A 14,606-nucleotide genomic window follows, 5' to 3' on the forward strand; every position below is an offset into this window, starting at 1 on the left:
TACACCTGCGCCACCAATGATATCGAGCACCGCACCACCAAGGTAAAGCATCCATGGACCAACGGTCAGGTTGAGAGAATGAACCGAACCATCAAGGATGCCACCGTCAGACGCTTCTACTATGAAAGCCACGATCAACTGCGCCAGCATCTTGCCGACTTTGTCGCCGCTTACAATTTCGGCCGCAGGCTCAAGACCCTCAAGGGTCTCACACCCTACGAGTTCATATGCAAGGCATGGGCTTCACAGCCCGAACGTTTTATCATCAATCCGCTCCACCAAATGCCGGGACCAAACATCTAGGTCAGGCAGATACGCTTGCCCGCTGCGGCGGATCGCTTCACGGCATCGATAACCTTCAAGGTTTCCAGTCCCTCACGTCCGCTGACCAGCGGCGCTTCTTCGCCTCTGATGACCCTGCAAAGCTGGCGTATCTGCAAGATGAGCGGGTCTTCATTCTCGACTTCGGCGTGATTGCATTCGAATGGTTCCGTCCAACTCCGCTCGCTGGGATTGCTCCACATTTCGAGTAACGGTACCGACAGCGACCCGTGAGTGCCGCCGATCATGTAGCAGGCCTCCCCAGTTTTAGGATAGGCGGGATTTTCGCCGGTCGTCATTTCCCAACTCCATGGTGCGACAACGGAATCCGAAACGGAAGCAGTGCCGAGAATTCCGTTCTTGAACTCGATGAGGATCACCGCGGTCTCCTCAACGGCGTTTCCGCGAACTGCGTTGGATTCGCATGCCTGGACGGCAGCGATATCTCCAAACAGGTAACGAAGGTTGTCGATGTCGGATCAGATTGAGAAAGACTGGTCCCGCGCCGCGTTCGCGCCGCCAGGAAGTGTCGAAGTATTCCTCCGGTTTGAATAGCCAGAACATTGCATTTACGACCAGTATTCGCCCGAGCTCTCCGCTTTCGATAATCTGTTTAGCCCTTTGCATCATCGGATTATGTCGGCGATGAGGTCCGGTCAGCAGCGGAACGCCTTTGGCCTCGGCTATCTGAACAAGCTTCTCGCAGCGGCAATATCGTCGGCGATTGGCTTCTCGATCAAGGCCGGGATGCCGGCCTCTACGGCCTCAAAGCCGTTTCTGACATGGATCTGGTTGGGCGTCGCGATGATGACGCCGTCGGGGCGCCCCGCGGCGACCAGTTCAGCGAAGCTCGAAAACCATTTGGTGCCGACCTCGCTTGCGATCGCCTCTCCAGCCGGGGTCGGATCGACGATAGCGATAAGCTCTGCCATCGGTTCGTCCAGCACGTGTTTGATGTGACGCCTTCCGATAAGCCCCGCTCCGAGGACCGCCAGTCTGACTGCGGGAGCCATTGTCACTCCTTCTTCGGCACCTTGAGCATCGTCGCGACTCGGCGGATTCCGAGCTGATAGCCCTCCGTACCAAGACCGGCGATGACTCCATCGGCGCGGTGGGAAACGAAAGAATGATGACGGAAGCTTTCACGCTTATGCACGTTGGAGATATGGATCTCGATGACGGGACCTTCGAATGTGTTCAAGGCGTCGAGAATTGCCAGCGACGTGTGCGTGAATGCGGCCGGATTGATGACGATGCCGGCTCCGTCTTCGCGCGCTTCGTGGATCCAGTCGATGATTTCATATTCACGGTTGCTCTGGTGGAATCGGATCTCGTGGCCGAGTTCCGAGGCCAGTTTCCGGCAGTCTGCTTCGACGTCGGCCAGCGTCTCGTGACCATAGATGCGAGGCTGACGCTTGCCGAGCAAATTGAGGTTTGGGCCGTTGAGAACGTAGATCAAACTCATTGTAATTGTCCTTGTGAGGGCGTTGCCAGGCTCAGGCGAACGCTATTTGCTGGAATGCGAAGTCCGGATCGGATTCGTAAAGATCTGCCCGCAGCCCCAGCCGGCCCGCTTGCAGCGCGGGGGCCGCTACATCGCACGCGGCTTCGAGGACTGCCTTCAACAGCCGCCGCTTCGTTTCTGCCGGCCGGCCAGGCGCCATGCGCACGATTATCTGGATGAAGTGATTGTCCGGATGCTCGTCGCCGACGCAGGAGAAGGTCGCCTCCCTGGCAAACGTCCGCACGGCTGTGGGTTTCACCAGGCCTCCGTCGCGCACTCGACGATGGACCGCTCTGGTCAATTCGTCGATCGCCACCCGTTCGGCAGCACCTCGGCTGTAGTCGATGATAATGTGCGGCAAGGCATGTCCTCCCGGTCAGGCTGGAGCTCGGCACAATTCTTCGAAGTGACGCGACATGCGTTCCGCATCCGGTTTTACACACGTGAATAGTTCAAAGGCAGCCGCGGCCTGGAACACGGTCATGCCGCCGCCCGGCAAGGTCCTGCACCCCTTCTTCTCTGCCAGGGCCAAAAGTTCCGTCACGAGCGGCATGTAGACGATATCGGCGACCCAGTGACGTGGGTGAAGCCATTCCGGTTCGATCGGGAGACCCGGATGACTTCGCATGCCCGTCGGCGTCGCGTGAATCAGCCCATCGGCTGAAGCGAGCGCCGCACCGACTTCCCTGACCGGTTGCGCGCAGGTTCTTGAAAAGCGCCGGTTGAGCTGATCGGCAAGCGCGGCGGCGCGATTTGTGTCCTGGTCGAAGATCGAGAGCATCTCGATACCGAGCTTAATTGCCGCGTGCGCGACCGCCACCCCTGCGCCGCCGGCTCCGAGCAGGACGGCATGCGTTTTGGCGACACCGGGCATGCCGCGCTCGAAATTCTTGTAGAAGCCATACCAGTCCGTATTGTGCCCGATCCGCTTTCCGTCCCGAAGCACAACCGTGTTGACCGCTCCGAGCATCTCGGCGTCCTCCGACAGGCTGGTAAGATGAGCGATGACCGTCTGCTTGCAGGGGTGCGTGATGTTGCTTCCCGCGAATCCGCGGTCTTCGAGCTCTACGAGCAATTCAGGCAGCGCAGAAGCGGGTAAACTGCGCTCGGCGAAATCGACGAGTTCATAATGGTAATCCAGCTTTAGGTGCCGCGCCTCGATTTCGTGCAGTGCGGGTGACTTCGACATCTGGATGTCGGCCCCGATGAGACCGACGAGGAATTTGTTATTGTTCATCTCAAAAACCCAATCGGCTCAGTGATGTGCGAGGATCTCGCCAAGGAAGGCCTTGGTGCGCTCATGCTTCGGAGACTTGAAGAAGACCTCGGGCTCGGCCTCCTCTATGATCTCGCCGGAAGCCATGAAGATGACCCTGTCTGCAACCTGACGGGCGAAGCCCATTTCATGGGTGACGCAGATCATGGTCATGCCGTCGCGTGCGAGTCCGATCATCGTGTCCAGCACTTCCTTGACCATTTCCGGATCGAGCGCCGATGTGGGTTCGTCGAACAGCATCGCCTTGGGTTCCATGCAGAGCGCCCGGGCAATGGCGACACGCTGTTGCTGCCCTCCGCTGAGCTGCGCGGGATATTTCTCCGCCTGATCAAGGATTCGAACCCGTTCGAGGTACTTTCTCGCCAGCCTCTCGGCGTCGGCCCGGCTGGTTCCGCGGACCCTCATGGGGGCCAGCGCGCAGTTCTGCAGAACGGTCATGTGCGGGAACAGATTAAAGTTCTGGAACACCATCCCGACTTCGCGCCGAATGGCGTCAACCGCCTTGCTCGTGCCGTCGAGCGACTGCCCCTCGACGATGATCCTGCCTTCCTCGATCAACTCGAGAGCGTTGATGCAGCGGATCAACGTCGACTTGCCGGAACCCGATGGCCCGCAAAGGACGATCTTCTCACCTTTGCGAACCGACAGGCTGATGTTTTTCAACGCATGGAAGGAGCCGTACCATTTCCCAACCTTTTCGAGGGATATCAATGTCGACTGATCATTAGCGGAACTGAGCATGGCGCCCTCCATGTATGCTTTACTTGACGGTGAACGGGATGTTGGGAATCGACTCCGGGAACGTCGGCAGATCGATCTTCATCCACTTCTTGGTGATGGCCGCAAGTTCGCCGTTAGCCTTGATCTTGTCGAGGAAGGCATTGACGGCCTTGTTCCAGTCCTTCTCGCCCAGTCGCGTCCCGACGCCATTGTAAGTCGTAAGGAAGTCGATCTTGCGCTCGTAGGTGCCTGGGCTGGCGGCATCCAGCCGCTGTCCATAGAACATGTTGCCTCCAACGGCCTTGACCTGTCCGGAGACCAGCGCCTGAATGGTAGAGGCGTCGTCGTCGAAGCGGCGGACGGTCGCCGTCGATCCCACAGCATCGGTAATGGCCTTGTCCTGCGAGCTGGACTTCGGCACGCCGATTTCCCACCCGGCAACATCGGCAGGCGTTTTCGCGGTATCGGCCTTTGCCGCATAAAGTGAGATCGTGTTCGCCGCGTATGGCTTGCTGTACTGGATCGATTTGGCGCGCTCTTCCGTCATTGCCATCGTGGCGAACAAGATATCGACCTTTCCGGTGGTCAGGGCCGGAATGCGGTTGGCGACGGCGAGCGGCTGGAACTGGACATTAACTCCGAGTTCCCTAGCGAAGAGTGTCGCGACATCGGCGTCGAACCCGTCCTGCTTGCCGCTCGAGTCGACGAAGCCCCATGGCGCGTTGTCGCCCTGAATGCCGACGACGATCGTGCCCTTGGACTTGATCTCCTCGACGGTCGCCGCGGCGGCCGCAGCAGCGCCCACCGTGGCGAAGGCGGCCGTAGCCAGGGCCATTCCAAGAAATTGTCTGCGATTGCTATACATTCCATTCTCCTCCTCTGTGGTCTTTGCTTCGAGCGAAGCAAGGTTAGCGGGCAGCTTTTGCCATCCGTTTTTCGAGGCCGCTCCCGATGTGGGAGAGAGGCCAACAAATGATGAAATAGACTATTCCGACGATCCCAAAGACGAGCAGTGGGCGGTAGGTCTGGTTCGAAATGATCTGTCCGGCACGGGTCAGCTCGATGAAGCCGACGATTGCTGCGAGCGATGTGCCCTTGATGAGCTGAACGAGAAATCCGATGGTTGCAGGCATCGAAATCTTCAGCGCCTGCGGCAGGACAATGTCCTTCATCCGGGAGACGTAATGCAGCCCGAGCGCGTTCGCGGCTTCGGTCTGTCCCTTCGGAACGGCCTCGATCGAGCCGCGCCAGATCTCGCCCAGGAAAGCGCTCGCATGCAGGGTGAACGCTATGGCCACAGCGATCCATGCATTGACGTCGACGCCCAAAAGCGCGACGCCGTAGTAGACGACGAAAAGCTGCATCAGGAGCGGCGTGCCCTGGAAGAGCGCTATGTAGCCCGACGATACGAAGCGTGCGACACGGTTCTGCGACGTGCGCACCAGAGCGATCAGGATTCCGAATATGCCTCCGCCGAGGAAGCCGGTGATGGCCAGCAGCACAGTCCACTTCAGACCCTGCAAGAGGAAGAACAGCTCGTTTTCGCCGATGGGACCCATGAACGCCTCCTATCGGGTCGGGTAGTTGAAGTAGGAACGGGAGATAAGGGCGAAGATGCCCATCATCAGGCTCGAGATGACCAGGTAGATTGCGGTCACGCTGAAATAGACCTCGAAGCTTCGGAAGGTGTCGGATTCGATCCGCTGCGCCGCCGAGGTCAGCTCGTAGGCGGCGATTGAAGTGCAGACCGAAGTCGTCAAGGTCAGCATCACGAACTGGCTGGTCAGGGACGGATAGATCGCCCGCAGAGCCGGCTTCAAAACGATCAGCCGGAAGACATCGGCCTTATGCAACCCCAACGCAAAGCCTGCCTCGACCTGCCCCTTGCTCACGCTTTCCACGCCGCCTCGAATGATCTCAATCGCATAGGCGCCGCCATTGATCCCCAGCGCGATGATGGCAGTAGCCGTAGGGTTTAGACGGATGCCCATAAGCGGAAGGGCGAAGTAGATAAAGAATATCTGCACCAGGAACGGTGTGTTTCGAACGATCTCGATAAAGGCAATCACCGGAGCTCGGACAAGTTTGTTCTTGGACGTTCTTGCAGCGACGCCGAGAATACCGATCGTGAGCGCAAGGATCATTCCGGCAACTGCGAGACCGAGCGTCCCAAGCGAACCCCAAAACAACTCCGGGGCGCGGTCGAAGACCGCACCAAAATCGAACGTATAGCCCATATGTTGACTTCCTCCCTCCGGCGCGGCTCACGCCTTGCCGGCGCCGGATCAGCGATCCGGCCCGAATAATTCTTCGGCCCTGTCGTACAGATGTTTCAAATGCGTCTCAGGCGGGGCAGACCCTGCGAGTGGGACTTCCACCGAGATCGCCGCCGAGCTATCGACCGCTGCAACGAGTTCCTTCAATGGCAATTCACCCTCCCCCGGTGCGAACCGCCCGCCTCTAGCTTCAGTGATCATCTCCTCTGGTGTCACCGGCGCTGGTCCAGTGACATCGCACAACTGAACGTGCCTTACCCTGCCAATCTCGGTTCGGAGCGAGGCGAGCGTACCGCCATTCCTGAAGAAATGTACTCCGTCGACGAGGGCGCCTGCATTGCGGGCACCGCTCGCCTTCACAAGATTGACGCTGTCCTGAAAGGTTTTAATCACCCGCCAACCCATGTTCTCGACATCGACAGCCAAGCCGTAGCGGTCCGCAAGGCCGCAGAGATCCGAGAAGTTCGATGCCAATCTGGCTTGATCAGGATCATCTCCGCAGACACTGAGCCGGCGTGCTCCAATGTTCGCAGCCGCAGCGACGGTGGCCTCCACCGACGACGCGTCGAACGAGGGGTCGATTACGAAGAACTCGATATCGAAAACCTCGATGCCTTCACCGGCAAGCACGGCTTTCAGCTCGCGTGCAGCCGAACCACCGACAGGCAACTCGTAGTACGGCGCACCAGGGAACGCCGGATTCAGTCTGAGCCCGATCCTGGAAAATCCCGCGCGCGCAGCGGCCTTCGCAAATTCTATGGGAGACAGCAATATCGCTGAGAAGTGCGCGACGCCAATCAGTGGCGCCGATTTCGATGTTACGGCGGCCATCACGCGATCCCCTTCGCCGCGAGATGGTTGCGCAGATTGGTGCCGGTGCGATGGATGTGCTGGCGGAGCTTCTCGCAGGCATAGTCGACATCACGCGCGACCGCTCCCTGGGCAATCTCGCTGTGCTCCTGCCCTACATTGCGGTCCCCCGACGTACGGATCAAGAAGACGCGGCGATATCGGTCGTTGAGATTCAGCAGAAGACTGCAGAAGTGAAGTAGCAGAGGTTTGCCACAGCCCGAGATCAAGGTGAGGTGGAATTCGCGGTGAAGCGCCTCCCATTGCTCCAGCGTTTCGGGACGCGCAGCGTCGCGCTCCGAGCGGTTTAGACGATGAAGCGCACGCATAATGTTGCCCTCCCATTCGACGTCGCCAAGACGCATGGATTCACGCAGCGCAAAAACCTCGAGCTCCTCGCGCAGGCTCGTGACCTCTTCCAGATTAGCCAGCGAGATCGGGGCGACGCGATAGCCTCTGTTGTCCTGAAACTCGACCAGGCCGTCTGAAATGAGCCGGGCCAAGCCCTCCCGCAACGGGCTCAGGCTGACGTTGAAAGTCTTCCGCGCCTTGTCGAGGTTGATCTTGCTGCCCGCTTCCAGCTCACCGGAGATGATCGCCTCCCGAAGGCGCGATGCGAGCTGGCTGCCGATGGTGTTCTTACCATCGTCGAGAAAGCCGGTTGACGGCACATCTTCTGTTAACGGCCCAAGAGAGCTGTCGTCGGCTGTGTCCATTCTTCCTCCAGCAATCCAGCGCAAGTTTCGATTATCGGTATAATAAACGATTATTTATGTCAACTTAGAAAAGTGTCGAGCTTCCCATCTCTCGCCTTCAGAAGCCTTTTAATGACGTCATTTCCAGTGCTTACGGCATCCTTCTGGCCATGCTTTCATTGGCAGCCAGCATTGAGCGCATAGTGACAGCTTGACAAATAATCGATTATTCTGATAGTCGAACCTCATTGGGAGGTAGCCTTATGGCAATAAGAACGGAAAGCGAGTTGACGCCGGCCGTCCTCGCCGTGATGAACCGCACGGAAGATCCACGGTTGCGGGATATACTCGTTGCAATGGTGAAGCACCTCCACGCATTCGTGCGGGAAGTCAGGCTGTCGGAAGTCGAGTTTCGCGAAGCGACCGCCATCCTCAACGAAATTGGCCAGCTGCAGACCGACAGCCACAACGAATTCGTGCTCATCGCCGGATCGCTTGGCGTCTCGTCCCTTGTGTGCCTGCTCAACAACGGCGACAACGGGCAGACCGAGACTTCACAGTCGCTACTCGGGCCGTTCTGGCGGCTCAACTCTCCGCGGGTGGAAAACGGCGGAACCATCATCCGGTCGGAAACGCCGGGAACACCCCTGTTTGTCCACGCGAAGGTGGTTGATCGAGGAGGCAAGCCCATCCAAGGCGCCGAGATCGACGTATGGCACGCCTCGCCTGTCGGCCTTTACGAGAACCAGGATCCTGATCAGGCGGAAATGAACCTGCGCGGCAAGTTCACTACGGACGACGAGGGTCGATTCTGGTTTAGAACGGTCAAGATGGTGGGCTATCCCATCCCTGTCGACGGAGTCGCCGGTCGGCTTCTCCAGGCGCAAGGTCGCCACCCTTACCGACCTGCGCATCTGCACGCCCTGATCTTCAAGGAGGGATACAAAACCCTCATTTCCCAGGTCTTCGACCCGAGCGATCCGAACATTAATTCCGATGTGCAGTTCGGCGTCACCGCGGCTTTGACAGGCGACTTTGTCCGTCATGACGAGCCGCACCCGTCCGACACGGACGTCACTGGCCCGTGGTTCTCGCTCGACTACACCTACGTCATGGAGCCAGGCGAGGCCATCCTGCCGCGTCCCCCGATCAAATAACGAGACCAACAGAGCCAAATCATGATTACGCAAAAGGAACGCCAGGCGGCAGCCGACGCACTGCTGAAGGCAGAAACCGAACGCAAGCCCATCGTCCAGCCGAGCAGGACATATCCGAATTTGGAACTTGAAGACGCTTACGAGATCCAAGCACTCTGGGCGCAGGCCCGGATTGCAAAGGGGGCGCGGATTGCGGGTCATAAGATCGGACTGACATCGCGGGCGATGCAGATGGCCTCGAAAATGACGGAGCCCGACTACGGCGTCATTCTGGATGACGCCCTTTTTAACGACGGAGCGCAGATCAGAGCGGAACTCTTCATCAAGCCTCGTCTCGAAGTGGAGCTCGCCTTCGTAATGGGCGAGGATCTCGAGGGACCGGGCACTCGGATCTATGATGTCATGCGCGCGACTGAATTTGTCGTTCCTGCGCTTGAGATCATCGACTACCGAACCGAAGTGCCCAGAGCCATCACCGATACGATCGCCGACAACGCCGCCTTCGGAGCGATCGTCGTGGGTGGCCGTATCATCCGGCCGATGGACATCGACATCCGCTGGGTCGGCGCGACGCTTTCAAAAAACGGCATCATCGAGGAATCGGGTGTTTCCGCCGCTATCATGGGGCATCCGGCCGCCGGAATCGCCTGGCTCGTGAACAAGCTCCATGCCGTCGGAGGCGGTTTGAAGAAGGGCCAGATCGTTCTTGCCGGCTCGTTCACCCGCCCTGTGGACATCGTCAAGGGCGATGTCATCCAAGCCGACTATGGTCCGGTCGGCTCCATCGGCGTCTCGTTTGTGTGAGGCGCCGATGGAACTTCCCGTCAATCACTTCAAACGGAAACTGAGAGCCGGCGAAAGCCAGATCGGTCTCTGGTGCGGCCTTCCCGGAAGCTACGCGGCAGAAATCGTCGCGCCGTCGGGCTTCGATTGGGTGCTGTTCGATACAGAGCACTCTCCGAGCGACGTCCTCACCGTCCTACCGCAATTGCAGGCGGTCGCGCCTTACGACGTTTCCCCGGTCGTACGCCCGGCATTTAACGATCCCGTGTTGATCAAGCGCTTTCTGGATATCGGCGTCCAAACGCTCCTCGTTCCCTATGTTCAGAACGAAGAGGAAGCGAAGGCGGCGGTCGCCGCCATACGGTATCCGCCGCACGGGGGCCGCGGGGTCTCCGCTCTAACGCGCGCCACCCGCTTCGGGCGCGTGCCGAACTACGCGCGCATTGCCGAACAGGAGATCTGCCTGCTTCTGCAGATCGAGACCCGAGAGGCACTCGGTCAGCTCGAGGCCATCGCAGCGGTCGAAGGCGTCGACGGCGTCTTCATTGGCCCCGCCGACCTAGCGGCCAGTTTCGGTCATCCCGGCCAACCGGGGCATCCCGAGGTGGTCGCGGCCATTGAAGACGCGATCGGACGCCTGAAAATTCTTGGAAAACCGGCAGGCATCCTCACGCCGGACGAGACGTTTGCAGCCCGCTGCATTTCGCTCGGGACGTTGTTCACCGCCGTTGGCGTAGACGTCGCCCTCCTTGCGAGAGGATCGGAGGCGCTCGCAGCCCGGTTTGCATCTTAGGGAGTTCGCGCCGATGTCGACGCGGAAGAAAGTTCTGTCCGAGATAGCGCCCGCGGGTGTGATCCGGGCCGCCGTCAACATGTCGAATACAGCGTTGGTCCAGTGGGACGATCAGGCGGGCACCTTGGTCGGTCCAAGCGCCCGGATCGGTCACAAAATTGCCGAGCAACTGGATCGCGGCCTCTCGCTGATTCAGTACAGCTCGGCCGCCGACATCCTCGCCGCTGCGGACCGCGGCGAGTGGGACATTGCTTTTATTGCCTCGGATGCATCGAGAGCCGACCGGTTCTCCTTTTCACCTCCCTACATCTCCGTCAGAGCGACCTATTTGGTGCCGGAGGACTCAGCGCTTCGAACGGTCGGAGACGTCGATGCTGAAGGACTGCGGATAGCCTCCGCAAGAAGCGCCGCCTATACGAAGCAGCTCGAGCGTATTCTTGAAAAGGCCACTGTCTCGTATACGGACAGCCCGGCAGCTGCCATCGATCTCCTTGTCGGGTCGCAATGCGACGCGGCCGCGGGATTGACCGAATTCCTCGTTCAGAGTTCGGAGCGAATTTCCGGCTTCAGGCTGGTGGAGGGAGCGTTCTCTGAAATTCCCCAGACGATCGCCGTGCACCGCAGAGCCATTCATGCCTCAGCCTTCTTTGCGGATTTCGTACACCGTCTGAATGCAAGCGCTGGAGCGCCGTAAAGTAACGTCCTCGGCTCTTGGGCGCCTGCTGGCCTTGGCGGGATCAGAACGGCAATATCGTAACCAGCCAACACCGCTGGCGCCCAGCCTTCAAGCCGGCAGCTTATTCTGCTCCGGAGAGGCAAAGACCGAGGCCGGCATCGGTCCTGACGTCATCAGGGTGAAATCAAAGGGCGCCTTGAGATCTGGGCCGAGCACATATTGCCGATGGACCCGCAGTTGGTCCTTGCGGATCTTCCGGTAATGTTCGCTCGTCAGCATCTGCTTGACGCGGATAAGAAGGATCTTTGCCGGCGGCGCATCTGCATGGCCGGAGACGGCAACGACCGGCACCTTGTAGAAGTTGATCGAATCCGTCAGGCATTGCACGTCAAACCAGGAGATCTCCGGACAGCGGGCGATCAGGCCAACGCGAGCGCGAAGCAATGTTGCCGATGACAACAGGGCGCATTGCAGAATGGCGCTGCCAAGCGTGGCAAACACGACGCGCCTGCCCTTGAAAATCTCCGGCTCCCTTTCAAGCAATATGCCGATGACATGGGCGGCGACGCTCGATCCCATGCTGTGCGAGGAGATCACGTACTCGTCCGCCTCCTCGGCGAGCGCCTTGCGCACCGCAGTCGCCCGCTCTTCCAGCCAGTCGTTGAAGTCGGCCCGATCCATACGGCCGAGCGCCACTGCCATTTCCCAATCGGCAAAAAGATGCAGCGTATGGAAACGCTCGGAAAAAGGCAGGAAGGCGAAGATGAAGAAGCAGAGCGCCAGTGGCCCACTCCAGAGCACGTGCCAGGCGGAGAAGCCGAGACTATAGGGCAGGAAAACGATCTCGGCCGTCAGCGCGATCGCCAGCGCCGTCAGCAGGAACGGAAAGAGGAAGAACAGGCCGAAACGCCACGCATGCCTGAAATATCCCCGCATGCCACCTTCCAGCATGATCTCGGCGCAGCTCCGAAAGCCTGCAATGATCCGGCTCAGCGTGTTGCGGCCGCGCAGCCGACGCACGAACATGTCGTGATCAACCATGTGGATCCGGCTCTTCGTCCGCCAGCCGGCGGAACCGGGCTCCGCCGCAGGTGCCGTTTCGTAGGCTCCCGCGCTGCCCGTCGTGACCTCGAAGCTGAGAGGATCGCTTCCCGCCTCCGGCGCACCAATTTCGACCGAGTAGCCCCAGACGGCAGCACTCTGTCTGGCAGAGCGTTCGTACCGCGCCCTATGGGCAAGGCCGTCGAGCGGCTCGAAGCCCGGGAAATGCAGGACGACCCGCTTCTTTATCAATGTCATACCGCTGTTCCGGCCGGGCAAATAGCCGGCATATTGCTGCAAACCGCCTGCTGGCCGCCGACATCGCGAAAAAGCAGGTATGATTTCAAAGCCGTCTTGCTAACCGAACTCATCCGGAATTCAATAGCAGGCACGTCGTTTTCAGCGCAAACGGAGGGGTTTTGTGGCCGATCTTGTAAAAGAATTGATATCGGGTGTCGTCGACAGCGTGCTGAAGGAAATCCTGAAGAAAACCACAGGTCGCGTCTCGACGAAACGCAAGAGGCGCAAGGCGCGCCCCGCCGCGACGACGACGGCTGTCCGGAAGACGGCTACGGCCAAGCGCAAGCCCGCCCGCAAACAGGTCAGCAAGCGCCGCACCGCCGCCGGCCGCAGCCGTCAGCGTCGCGTCTGAGACGCGAGGCAAACTTCCGACCGTAATGCGACAGCAACAATCGCAAAGTGGTCTGACCAGATGGTCTTTTTTTGTTCGGGCGGCTGGAATTCCTGCTGTCACATGCTATCTAAGGGAAACGATTGAAACGGCGGGCCTTTAACTCGCCTGTTGAAAGGAATCAGATCCCATGAGCGGCATTCACGAATTCATCGACAACGAAATCAAGAGCAACGACGTCGTCCTCTTCATGAAGGGCACGCCGCAGTTTCCGCAGTGCGGGTTCTCCGGCCAGGTCGTGCAGATTCTCGATTACATCGGCGTCGACTACAAGGGCATCAATGTGCTCGCCGATTCGGAAATCCGCCAGGGCATCAAGGATTATTCCAACTGGCCGACGATCCCGCAGCTCTACGTAAAGGGCGAATTCATCGGCGGTTGCGACATCGTCCGGGAAATGTTCCAGGCCGGTGAACTGCAGCAGCATCTCCAGGAAAACGGCGTCACCGTTCGCGGCGCCGCCTGACCGGTCACCGGACGTCCGCCCGGTTTCCAAATCTGTTTCTCGAGTCCGAGGCGCTGCGGTGAGCAGCGCCTTGGCCTGTTTATGGGAATTTCATTGTGACAGATTCATCACAAGCCGTGTCCGCGGGCCGCCTGCCCATGGGCAAGCGTGAGTTCATCGCGCTTGCCGCCTTCCTGATGGCCATCAACTCGCTTGCCATCGACATCATGCTCCCGGCGCTGCAGCAGATCGGCGCGAGCCTCGGCGTCGAAAGCGAGAATCACCGGCAGTTCGTCGTCTCCTCTTATCTGCTCGGTTTCGGCTGCGCCCAGCTGTTCTACGGTCCGCTCTCCGACCGTTTCGGCCGCCGCACGCCGCTGCTGATCGGTCTCGTCGTCTATATCACGTCCGCCATCGGAATCGTTTTCGTTCCCTCCTTCGCCGGCCTGCTGGTGCTTCGCTTCATCCAGGGCGTCGGTTCGGCCGCCACCCGCGTCATCACCATCTCTATCGTCCGCGACATCTATGGCGGCCGGCAGATGGCGGAGGTCATGTCGCTCATCATGATGGTCTTCATGATCGTGCCGGTGATTGCGCCCGGCACCGGCCAGGTCGTCATGTTCTTCGGCAACTGGCACCTGATCTTTCTCTTCATCGCCACAATGGCAACGGCCATCGGCGTCTGGGCCTATGTCCGCCTGCCGGAAACCCTGCATCCGCAGAATGTCCGCCCCTTCACCGCCCGCTCGATATTCGGTGCCTTCAAGCTGGTGCTGACCAACCGCGTGGCGCTCTGCTACACCATCGCCAGCACCTTCATCTTCGGCGCGCTGTTCGGCTTCATCAATTCCGCCCAGCAGATCTATGTCGGCATCTACGGCCTCGGCGTCTATTTCCCCTTCGCCTTTGCCGGCGTGGCGATCTTCATGTCGTTGTCGTCCTTCTTCAATTCACGTTTTGTCGGCAAACTCGGCATGCGCCGCCTGTCACACGGCTCGCTCCTCGGCTTCATCGCCATCAACACCATCTGGCTGATCGTCCAGATGGCAAGCTCCGAGCCGATGCCGTTTGCGCTGTTCATCTCCTTCTTCGGCCTTGCCATGTTCCAGTTCGGCTGGATCGGCTCGAACTTCAATTCGCTTGCCATGGAGCCGCTCGGACACGTCGCCGGTACCGCCTCCTCCGTTCTCGGCTTCATGAGCACGGTCGGCGGCGCCCTTATCGGCGCCGGCATCGGCCAGGCCTTCGACGGCACGGCGCTGCCGATGGTCGCCGGTTATTTCATCGTCTCGATCATCGGGCTCGTCTTCGTGCTGATCGCCGAAAAGGGCCGCCTCTTCCATCAGCACAATCCGGCCGTTTGAGCGGCCGGTCCCTTC

Annotated in this window: 18 protein-coding genes and 1 pseudogene; 8 read left to right on the top strand and 11 right to left on the bottom strand. The window is 59.5% G+C overall.

Annotated features, from left to right (window positions below):
* A partial coding sequence (locus B5E41_RS24790; protein ID WP_141098807.1) for an integrase core domain-containing protein occupies positions 1–303 on the top strand: 303 nt, incomplete at its 5' end.
* On the opposite strand, the pseudogene B5E41_RS24795 reads toward B5E41_RS24790, so the two are convergent.
* The 10 genes and pseudogenes from B5E41_RS24795 to B5E41_RS24840 all read right to left on the bottom strand — a co-directional run bounded on the left by B5E41_RS24795 (position 300) and on the right by B5E41_RS24840 (position 7,662).
* Positions 300–1,334, bottom strand: a pseudogene (locus tag B5E41_RS24795) (Gfo/Idh/MocA family protein). The gene B5E41_RS24790 and the pseudogene B5E41_RS24795 overlap by 4 nt on opposite strands.
* A 2-nt stretch (positions 1,335–1,336) precedes the next feature.
* Positions 1,337–1,786, bottom strand: a complete 450-nt coding sequence (gene aroQ / locus B5E41_RS24800) for a type II 3-dehydroquinate dehydratase (protein WP_088396471.1) — start codon at positions 1,784–1,786, stop codon at positions 1,337–1,339.
* Positions 1,787–1,817: 31 nt separating this feature from the next.
* Positions 1,818–2,186, bottom strand: a complete 369-nt coding sequence (locus B5E41_RS24805) for a 5-carboxymethyl-2-hydroxymuconate Delta-isomerase (protein WP_088396472.1) — start codon at positions 2,184–2,186, stop codon at positions 1,818–1,820.
* Positions 2,187–2,201: 15 nt separating this feature from the next.
* Entirely contained in the window at positions 2,202–3,062 is an 861-nt protein-coding gene (locus B5E41_RS24810) for a shikimate dehydrogenase (RefSeq protein ID WP_064802889.1), read from the bottom strand.
* 18 nt (positions 3,063–3,080) lie between these two features.
* Positions 3,081–3,842: an amino acid ABC transporter ATP-binding protein gene (locus tag B5E41_RS24815; RefSeq protein WP_088396473.1), complete on the bottom strand. Its 762-nt coding sequence runs from the start codon at positions 3,840–3,842 to the stop codon at positions 3,081–3,083.
* A 19-nt stretch (positions 3,843–3,861) separates the two neighbouring features.
* Positions 3,862–4,686, bottom strand: a complete 825-nt coding sequence (locus B5E41_RS24820; RefSeq protein WP_088396474.1) for a transporter substrate-binding domain-containing protein — start codon at positions 4,684–4,686, stop codon at positions 3,862–3,864.
* 43 nt (positions 4,687–4,729) lie between these two features.
* Positions 4,730–5,380 (bottom strand): amino acid ABC transporter permease, encoded by a 651-nt coding sequence (locus B5E41_RS24825; protein WP_088396475.1) that lies wholly within the window; start codon positions 5,378–5,380, stop codon positions 4,730–4,732.
* Between the two features lie 9 nt (positions 5,381–5,389).
* On the bottom strand, positions 5,390–6,058 hold the full coding sequence (locus tag B5E41_RS24830) for an amino acid ABC transporter permease (RefSeq protein WP_064802896.1): 669 nt from the start codon (positions 6,056–6,058) through the stop codon (positions 5,390–5,392).
* A 48-nt stretch (positions 6,059–6,106) separates the two neighbouring features.
* Complete coding sequence (locus B5E41_RS24835; RefSeq protein ID WP_088396476.1) at positions 6,107–6,928, bottom strand: sugar phosphate isomerase/epimerase family protein; 822 nt, start codon at positions 6,926–6,928, stop codon at positions 6,107–6,109.
* Positions 6,928–7,662 carry a GntR family transcriptional regulator gene (locus B5E41_RS24840; RefSeq protein ID WP_064802900.1) on the bottom strand — a complete coding sequence of 245 codons (735 nt, stop codon included), beginning with the start codon at positions 7,660–7,662 and terminating at the stop codon, positions 6,928–6,930. Before B5E41_RS24840 ends, B5E41_RS24835 begins: the two co-directional genes overlap by 1 nt.
* A gap of 242 nt (positions 7,663–7,904) precedes the next feature.
* Here B5E41_RS24840 and B5E41_RS24845 point away from each other — a divergent pair, with 242 nt between their 5' ends.
* Genes B5E41_RS24845 through B5E41_RS24860 form a run of 4 tightly spaced genes read left to right on the top strand, consistent with a single transcriptional unit; the run spans position 7,905 to position 11,068 of the window.
* The gene (locus B5E41_RS24845; RefSeq protein WP_088396477.1) at positions 7,905–8,798 is read left to right on the top strand and encodes a dioxygenase family protein; all 894 of its coding nucleotides are present in this window, start codon (positions 7,905–7,907) and stop codon (positions 8,796–8,798) included.
* Between the two features lie 21 nt (positions 8,799–8,819).
* Positions 8,820–9,602, top strand: a complete 783-nt coding sequence (gene hpaH, locus B5E41_RS24850) for a 2-oxo-hept-4-ene-1,7-dioate hydratase (protein WP_064802904.1) — start codon at positions 8,820–8,822, stop codon at positions 9,600–9,602.
* A gap of 7 nt (positions 9,603–9,609) precedes the next feature.
* Complete coding sequence (hpaI, locus tag B5E41_RS24855) at positions 9,610–10,374, top strand: 4-hydroxy-2-oxoheptanedioate aldolase (RefSeq protein WP_088396478.1); 765 nt, start codon at positions 9,610–9,612, stop codon at positions 10,372–10,374.
* Between the two features lie 13 nt (positions 10,375–10,387).
* Complete coding sequence (locus B5E41_RS24860) at positions 10,388–11,068, top strand: transporter substrate-binding domain-containing protein (RefSeq protein WP_088396479.1); 681 nt, start codon at positions 10,388–10,390, stop codon at positions 11,066–11,068.
* A 90-nt stretch (positions 11,069–11,158) separates the two neighbouring features.
* Here the strand turns inward: B5E41_RS24860 and B5E41_RS24865 are convergent, their stop codons facing one another.
* Positions 11,159–12,349 carry a hypothetical protein gene (locus B5E41_RS24865; protein ID WP_088396480.1) on the bottom strand — a complete coding sequence of 397 codons (1,191 nt, stop codon included), beginning with the start codon at positions 12,347–12,349 and terminating at the stop codon, positions 11,159–11,161.
* Between the two features lie 163 nt (positions 12,350–12,512).
* Here B5E41_RS24865 and B5E41_RS24870 point away from each other — a divergent pair, with 163 nt between their 5' ends.
* The 3 genes from B5E41_RS24870 (at position 12,513) to B5E41_RS24880 (ending at position 14,591) form a co-directional block, all read left to right on the top strand.
* Positions 12,513–12,743, top strand: a complete 231-nt coding sequence (locus B5E41_RS24870; RefSeq protein ID WP_088396481.1) for a hypothetical protein — start codon at positions 12,513–12,515, stop codon at positions 12,741–12,743.
* Between the two features lie 169 nt (positions 12,744–12,912).
* Positions 12,913–13,248: a Grx4 family monothiol glutaredoxin gene (gene grxD, locus B5E41_RS24875; protein ID WP_009994514.1), complete on the top strand. Its 336-nt coding sequence runs from the start codon at positions 12,913–12,915 to the stop codon at positions 13,246–13,248.
* Between the two features lie 137 nt (positions 13,249–13,385).
* Positions 13,386–14,591: a multidrug effflux MFS transporter gene (locus B5E41_RS24880; protein WP_088396482.1), complete on the top strand. Its 1,206-nt coding sequence runs from the start codon at positions 13,386–13,388 to the stop codon at positions 14,589–14,591.
* Positions 14,592–14,606 lie beyond the last annotated feature (15 nt).

The sequence above is a fragment of the Rhizobium esperanzae genome (assembly GCF_002204185.1).
GTDB classification, from domain to species: domain Bacteria; phylum Pseudomonadota; class Alphaproteobacteria; order Rhizobiales; family Rhizobiaceae; genus Rhizobium; species Rhizobium esperanzae.